Below are 6,737 nucleotides of genomic sequence, written 5' to 3'. Positions count from 1 at the left end.
CCTTTTATTTCCTGCTCCAGGCCAGCTCGATCCAGGCTTTTGCCCATAGCAGCGGTGGGATATGCATCCCGCTCCGCCGCACTTTTAAAAGGCACAACAATGCCGCAAGGCTTGAGATTGCAGTTGAGCCCGCTATCTGCTTCCACCTGGGCCACCCAGGCGGGATAAGCCGCCAAACTGGCTTGCCCCAGCAGCAGTTGATCACCGCTAAGACCTTCCGCGTGGGGTGCCAGCATTCCAGCTGCCACAAAGCCTGCCGCTTCATTGCGGCGACGGCTCAACACGGTTACGGCAAGGCCATGGCGGCCGAGGCCATGGGCAATGGCAAGCCCGATTAGGCCACCACCAAGGATCAAAACCGGCTTAGAGAGATCCATAGCAGCCGACTTCATAGGATCGATACCATTCAAGGCTGGAGAAGAGCAATGGCAGAAGCCAATTGGGAAGCGGTAATCGGCTTAGAAACCCATGTGCAGCTGGGAACTGCAAGCAAAATCTTTAGTAGTGCCTCCACTGCATTTGGAGATGCCCCCAATACCCACATAGATCCGGTGGTTTGCGGTTTGCCTGGCACCCTACCGGTGTTAAATAAAAAAGTACTTGAATATGCGGTAAAGGCATCATTAGCCTTGAATCTAAATGTAGCCGCCCATAGTAAATTCGATCGCAAGCAATACTTTTATCCAGATTTACCAAAAAATTATCAGATCTCTCAATTCGATCAACCGATTGCAGAAGATGGTTGGATTGAAGTTGAAGTTGCGGAAAAAGGAAAAGAAACCTATCTAAAACGCATTGGAATTGAACGCCTTCATATGGAAGAAGATGCGGGTAAACTCGTGCATGCAGGCAGTGATCGTTTAGCTGGTAGTACCCATTCCTTAGTGGATTACAACCGGGCTGGGGTTGCCCTCGCTGAAATTGTTAGTAAGCCAGATCTGCGCACCGGCCGTGAAGCGGCTGAATATGCATCTGAAATACGCCGAATCATGCGTTATTTAGGTGTTAGTGATGGCAATATGCAGGAGGGTTCACTGCGTTGTGATGTAAATATCTCCGTAAGGCGCGGCCCCGATGCTCCCTTTGGCACAAAGGTGGAAATAAAAAATATGAATTCATTTTCTGCAATCCAAAAGGCGATAGATTTTGAAATAAAACGCCAGATCAAGGCCTATGAAAGTGGCGAACGGGTAGTGCAGGAAACTCGTTTATGGGATGAAAGTAAGCAATTAACTAAAAGTATGCGCAGCAAAGAAGGTGCTGCTGATTATCGTTTTTTCCCTGAGCCAGATCTTGGCCCGATTGAAGTTAGCGAAAGTCAGAAGCAAGCTTGGCTTAGCGAACTGCCAGAACTGCCTGCAGCTAAACGCCACCGCTACGCTGATCAATTTGGCCTATCGATCTACGATGCCCGCGTTTTAACTGATGAACGCCAAATGGCAGAATATTTTGAAGCAGCAGTGGCAGCTGGCGCTGATGCCAAGGCATTATCAAATTGGATTACCGGTGATATTGCTGCCCATGTAAATGCAAATCGGCTTTCATATGTTGATCTACCTTTACGGCCTCAACAATTAGCCGAATTAGTTGGCTTGATAGAAGCAGCGGAAATTAGCGGTAAAATTGCTAAAGAAATCTTGCCTCAATTGCTAGCGGAAGGAGGATCGGCTAAGGCGATCGTGGCGGCGAAAGGATTAGGAATGATCAGTGATCCAGCTGCAATTAAAACAATTGTGGCTGAATTGCTAGCGGCTCATCCCGCTGAAGTAGAAGCTTTTCGTGGAGGAAAAAATAAATTACAGGGCTTCTTTGTGGGCTTAATGATGAAACAAACTGGCGGCCGCGCTGATCCAAAATTAGCAAATCAAATCTTATTGGAAATGCTCAAGGGTTAATTAATTTAAAATTAGATATAGTTTAGCTTTCAGGTTTATAAACTGGTACTTCTCCTATGCCCTTGATGATGTGTTCGCCGAGGTTGATTACCTTTATTTGGGGCTCCATTAATTCAGCAGTGCGCTTATCAATAATTATTGGAGTATTCAGTAGCCGGGTGAGGCTTTCTAGGCGGCTTGCCAAATTAACAGTGTTGCCAATTACGGTGAAATCCATTCTTTCGGGGCTGCCGATTTGCCCTACCACAGCATCTCCACTGGCAATGCCAATGCCACTGGCGAGAGGGGCGATGTTTTCAAGTAGCCATTGTTGATTTAGTTGCTCCAAGCGTTCCCCCATGGCAATGGCGCAACGAACCGCTTGTGCCGCCTCTAAAGCAATACCGCGGCTCCGCGGGGAGCCAAATACCGCCATAACAGCATCACCAATGAATTTATCTACGGTGCCGCCATGGGCTGTGATCACCGCCACCATGGCGCCTAAATAGGTGTTTAGCTGCTGCACTAATTCTGTGCTGCGGCCTTCTTTAGATAATCGTTGGGTGAGAGCAGTAAATCCTTTTAAATCACTAAATAACACTGTTACCGGCAAATTTCTACCCAGCAAAATTCCCTCAGCGGCCTCTCTGTTTTGAAGGATTTCCGCCACAACACTTGGTGCTACGTATCGCTCAAAAGTGCGGCGTAGTCGCCTGCGTTCCCTTTCCTCTCGCCAATAACCATCAAAACCAAAACCACTAGCGAGCAGTATTAATGCTGCTGCGGGAGCTAATAGCGGTAGGGCTCTATGCCAGCGCAATAGGCCGCTGCTGCTAACAAGCAAAAGCAGGATCAAGCCAAGGAAACAGCAACCCAATCGCCAGCTCAGATTTGAGCGTTGCAAACCAATTAAACCCAGTAGCAGCAGCGGCAGCGACGCCACCAAGGCGCGGGCTAAAGCTGTGGCAGGCCATGGCGCGATTCCTGTGCCATCAATGGAGTTAGCACTGGCGGTGCCCAGTAATTCCAGGCCTGAAAGCACCCCAAAGGCGCTGTTATGGCCGTTTTCCCCTTGGTTAAGGGTGGGGCCAACAAGCACCAATGCTCCCTTTAATTTTTTACGCAGTGGCTGTTGCTGCCAGCGATCGGGATCAAGCACTTCCCATGCAGATAGCCGCGGTAGGTGTCCCTCAGGTCCGTATGGGCGCAGGGCCCTAAGGGCATCGGGTTGGCGGCTTTTTTTCGCGCCTGCATCCATTAAGGCAAGGGGTAATGAACGTTGTAAAGCAAAGCCATGGGGCTTAAGGATTTGGCTTATGTAGGCCTCGGGGTGGGGGCCAACAGCGTTGTCTTCCCCTTTAAGCATGTTTGTGAGCCCAAGTGCTTTTCTGCCACCGGCTGCTTGCTGTAGTGCCAAAAAGGGTGGCGCCAGGCTGAGCCCACCAGCACCCTGTGAATCATTTGGTTCCAGCATTTCAGCGGCAAGCACCACATGGCCTTTGTGACGAGCCAGGGTTGCTGCCAGTTGGTTGTCGTCTTCGTTGCTGCGGCTGCTCGGGCCTTCAAACAACACATTTAGGGCGACTGCATCAGCTCCAGCTGCCCTGAGCTTTTCCACCAACGTGGCATAACTAGCCCGTGGCCAGGGCAACTGGCCTAAACCTTTGCTCCAGCCAGGTGCGTTTCGTTGTTGCGCAAACCATTGGCCCTGCTGCAGGGAAGCATCGTCTATGGCAACTAAAAACAAACCAGACGGCGGCGTTTGCGGGCCGGCCCAAGCGAGTATTTGGTTGTAGGTAGCTATCGCCCAGCTGCGCCATAACGGAGGAGCCCAACCACTCAAGCCACCACTAATGATCGCCAGGCTTAAAACAAAAATGCTTAAACGTGAATTCGATCCTGGAGAGGGGGCCATCGCTGCTTATTGCAGATTTGCGATCAGAAGAAACGCGGTAGGGATAGGCCGGGCACTGAAGGCGTAGTTGGTATTGGCAGGCTGGGGGTAATAGGCAGGTTTAAACCAGGCATATTGCTGCGTAGATAGCTCTCCAGGTTTGCATAAGCCGGCAAGGGCAAGCTGTAGCCACTAAATAGAGGGCCATCAAGTATTGATTGGTAATCACCAAGGGCAAGTTTCACCAAGCCCAGCACTACACCCGCGGGGCTTAAACGCAAGCGCTGGCCAGCTTGAACTGTTACTGGTGCTGTTTTGGATTCAGTTGCTTCCACTTGCACAGTGCCTTCCAAAACGGCGAGATCAGCATTGCCATTTTCGTCTACTTGCAATAAATAATTGGTGCCTCGCACACTCATCCGAGAAGATCGGGTACAGCCATCTTGGCGGCCAGACACCAGGATTTGTCCTTTATTAAGAAGGAAACAACTGCTGCCTAATTTGAGCAGGGATTGGCGATTTATTCTTCCCACTGCACCGCTTTCAAAGCCCAGTTGGCCGCGGCTATCGCCGGTGCTGATCACTTGGGGAACTTGGGCAGCTTGTTTTAGCCGGGCTTGGTTGCCATCAATATAAAGTTGGTTGCCATCAAGGATTTCTTGCACTGTGGCGGTTTCCCCAGCTGCAAAAGAAGGCACTGCTAAACAGATGGCATTTAAGAAAAGCACCCATCTAAGCAGTGGTTGCGGGGTGTTGTAATTACTTTTCATGCCGCTAATTTTTGGTATTTCCTAAATCTATACCGCCAGATGATTTAAAGCCACAGCCACTTCAATCTCAAGTTCATCACTGCCATTGCGGTTGTTGATTACTCGATCCGCTAATAAACGCTTACGGGCGAGGGGCCATTGGGCATTAATCCGGGCTAGTGCTTGTTGATTTGTGCAGTTGTCTCTTGTAATTAGGCGCTCTATTTGCTGTTTTTCATCACAATCTACCAGCCAGATTTCTGTGCAAAGTGATTCCAGGCCGGTTTCAAATAACAGGGGAATCATTAAAACTATTGTTTTTGCGTCTGATAATTTAATTATTTCTTGATCCATCATTTGATTCACAACCGGATGCACCAGTTGCTCAAGCCAGAGGCGTTCATTCGGGTTGTTAAATACGATTTCTCCGAGGGCTTTGCGATCTAGATGATCGCCGCAAAATACCTTCTTCCCATAGCGGTTCAGCACCGCTTGGCTAGCTGTAGTGCCAGGGGCTAGGGCCTCACGGGCGTAGCGATCAGCATCTAAAACGGCAAGCCGATGTTTTTCCTGGAGCAATTTTCCGGCGCTGCTTTTTCCGCTTGCAATGCCGCCAGTGAGGCCAATACGGCGTTGTGGTTGTTTCGCTAGAGCAAACTGATTCAAGTTCAAGTTTCCTGCCAATGAACCATCAATGGCAACAAATTAGCGGTGGCATCACAGCTCCTATGGGTTTTCAAGCCGCTGGCATCACAGCTGGTTTAAAGCTAAGTGGTAACCCAGATTTAGCTCTATTGCTTGCTCCAGCTGGGGCAGCCTGCGCTGGCACCTTCACCACAAATCAGATGCGAGCGGGTTGCGTTGATTTATGCGCCCAAAGGTTGCAGCAAAACCAGGGCAGTGCGCGGGCAGTATTGATAAATTCAGGCCAGGCTAATGCCTGCACTGGTGATCTCGGTTTGATCGATAGCTTGCGGGCTACCAAAGCGCTTGCAGATCAGTTGGGGCTCGTTGAAGAAGAGGTTTTGATTTGTTCTACCGGTGTGATCGGCGTACCGATTCCGATGGACTTGTTACTGGCGGGTATTAATCCATTAGTTGATTCGCTAGCTGCTAGCCCCGCAGCAGCAATTGCAGCTGCAGCAGCAATACTTACTACAGATTTAGTTGATAAAACCATCGCGATTGAGGCGCAGCTAGGCGATCAAATAGTGCGGCTTGGCGGCATGGCAAAAGGTTCTGGCATGATTCACCCCGATATGGCAACAATGCTGGCTTTTGTTAGCTGCGATGCTGGATTGCCACCAGCAGAATGGCAGGCGATGCTGCATCGGGTGGTTGATGAATCATTTAATGCGATCACAGTTGATGGTGATGTGAGCACAAATGATTGTTTATTAGCCTTTGCTGCTGGCCCCCAACTAGCAGAGCGGTATTGGCCTGATTTAGAAGCGGGCCTAAGTAAATTATGTGAATATCTAGCGCGGGCTATCACCCGTGATGGGGAAGGGGCTACTTGTGTGATTGAAGTTGTGGTAGAAGGCACCGAAACTAATAACCAAGCCCGCCAGATCGCCCGCACCGTTTGCGGTTCATCATTAGTAAAAACGGCTATCCATGGCCGTGATCCAAATTGGGGCAGGATTGTTGCAGCAGCAGGACGCGCCGGGGTGCCATTTAAGCCCGATGCTGTGCAGTTATGGATCGGCCCCCATAAGTTGCTAGATAATGGACAACCACTTGATTTTGATCGCGTAGCTGTGGGTTTATATCTTGAAGAAAAAGAAACTGGCATTTATCTAGAAACCGATCAAGTTGATATTTATTTAGTGGTGGGATCTGGCTCTGGTGCTGGCCGCGGCTGGGGTTGTGATTTGTCGGCTGAGTATGTAAGCATCAACGCCGATTACACTACTTAAAATGGATTACCCTGAGGGCCTTGATAGTTCCAATATGATTCAACAATATAAGAATTTATTTGCGGATATTGACTGCTTAAGTATTCTTAAGGCGCCTATTATAAAGGGAAGTATTTATTTTTGTATTTATACCTGTAAGGATGATGGCCTTAGTAAAGAAGAATTAATAGATGATCCATCTGGGCTGGAAGCTGCGATTAGTTGCACTGGGATAGATATAAATTATCAAGACAAACACCATCGCTGGATAGCTAAATTGCCTCAATCATTGATAATTTTAGAATATGCCACTATGTATATT

The 6,737-nt window shown here is 49.0% G+C and carries 7 protein-coding genes; 3 read left to right on the top strand and 4 right to left on the bottom strand.

What is annotated here, in order from left to right; genetic code table 11:
* Positions 1-377, bottom strand: a 377-nt coding sequence (locus tag KB557_RS08210) for an FAD-dependent oxidoreductase (RefSeq protein ID WP_255133128.1), incomplete at its 3' end; no start/stop codon positions are given.
* A 48-nt stretch (positions 378-425) separates the two neighbouring features.
* On the opposite strand from KB557_RS08210, the gene gatB reads away from it, so the two are divergent.
* The gene (gene gatB, locus KB557_RS08205) at positions 426-1,895 is read left to right on the top strand and encodes an Asp-tRNA(Asn)/Glu-tRNA(Gln) amidotransferase subunit GatB (protein WP_255133126.1); all 1,470 of its coding nucleotides are present in this window, start codon (positions 426-428) and stop codon (positions 1,893-1,895) included.
* 22 nt (positions 1,896-1,917) lie between these two features.
* Here gatB and KB557_RS08200 read toward each other — a convergent pair whose 3' ends face one another.
* From KB557_RS08200 to coaE, 3 genes are read right to left on the bottom strand one after another with little or no spacing between them, the layout of a single operon-like run.
* Complete coding sequence (locus KB557_RS08200; RefSeq protein WP_255133123.1) at positions 1,918-3,789, bottom strand: adenylate/guanylate cyclase domain-containing protein; 1,872 nt, start codon at positions 3,787-3,789, stop codon at positions 1,918-1,920.
* Positions 3,790-3,812: 23 nt separating this feature from the next.
* Complete coding sequence (locus KB557_RS08195) at positions 3,813-4,538, bottom strand: FecR domain-containing protein (RefSeq protein ID WP_255133121.1); 726 nt, start codon at positions 4,536-4,538, stop codon at positions 3,813-3,815.
* 27 nt (positions 4,539-4,565) lie between these two features.
* Positions 4,566-5,201: a dephospho-CoA kinase gene (gene coaE / locus KB557_RS08190; RefSeq protein ID WP_255133119.1), complete on the bottom strand. Its 636-nt coding sequence runs from the start codon at positions 5,199-5,201 to the stop codon at positions 4,566-4,568.
* Here coaE and argJ point away from each other — a divergent pair.
* The gene (argJ, locus tag KB557_RS08185; RefSeq protein ID WP_255133117.1) at positions 5,201-6,436 is read left to right on the top strand and encodes a bifunctional glutamate N-acetyltransferase/amino-acid acetyltransferase ArgJ; all 1,236 of its coding nucleotides are present in this window, start codon (positions 5,201-5,203) and stop codon (positions 6,434-6,436) included. The genes coaE and argJ overlap by 1 nt on opposite strands.
* Before the next feature lies 1 nt (position 6,437).
* On the top strand, positions 6,438-6,737 hold a 300-nt coding region (locus KB557_RS08180), incomplete at its 3' end, for a hypothetical protein (RefSeq protein ID WP_255133115.1).

This window comes from Synechococcus sp. Cruz CV12-2-Slac-r, from assembly GCF_024346075.1.
In the GTDB taxonomy this organism is placed as follows: Bacteria; Cyanobacteriota; Cyanobacteriia; order PCC-6307; family Cyanobiaceae; genus Synechococcus_D.
This window is presented reverse-complemented; position numbering and strand designations above follow the sequence as displayed.

Excerpts from the sequence above, each read along its gene's own strand:
- gatB (WP_255133126.1), top strand. The coding sequence starts at position 426 with ATGGCAGAAGCCAATTGGGAAGCGGTAATCGGCTTAGAAACCCATGTG.
- KB557_RS08200 (WP_255133123.1), bottom strand. The coding sequence starts at position 3,789 with ATGGCCCCCTCTCCAGGATCGAATTCACGTTTAAGCATTTTTGTTTTA.
- KB557_RS08195 (WP_255133121.1), bottom strand. The coding sequence starts at position 4,538 with ATGAAAAGTAATTACAACACCCCGCAACCACTGCTTAGATGGGTGCTT.
- argJ (WP_255133117.1), top strand. The coding sequence starts at position 5,201 with ATGAACCATCAATGGCAACAAATTAGCGGTGGCATCACAGCTCCTATG.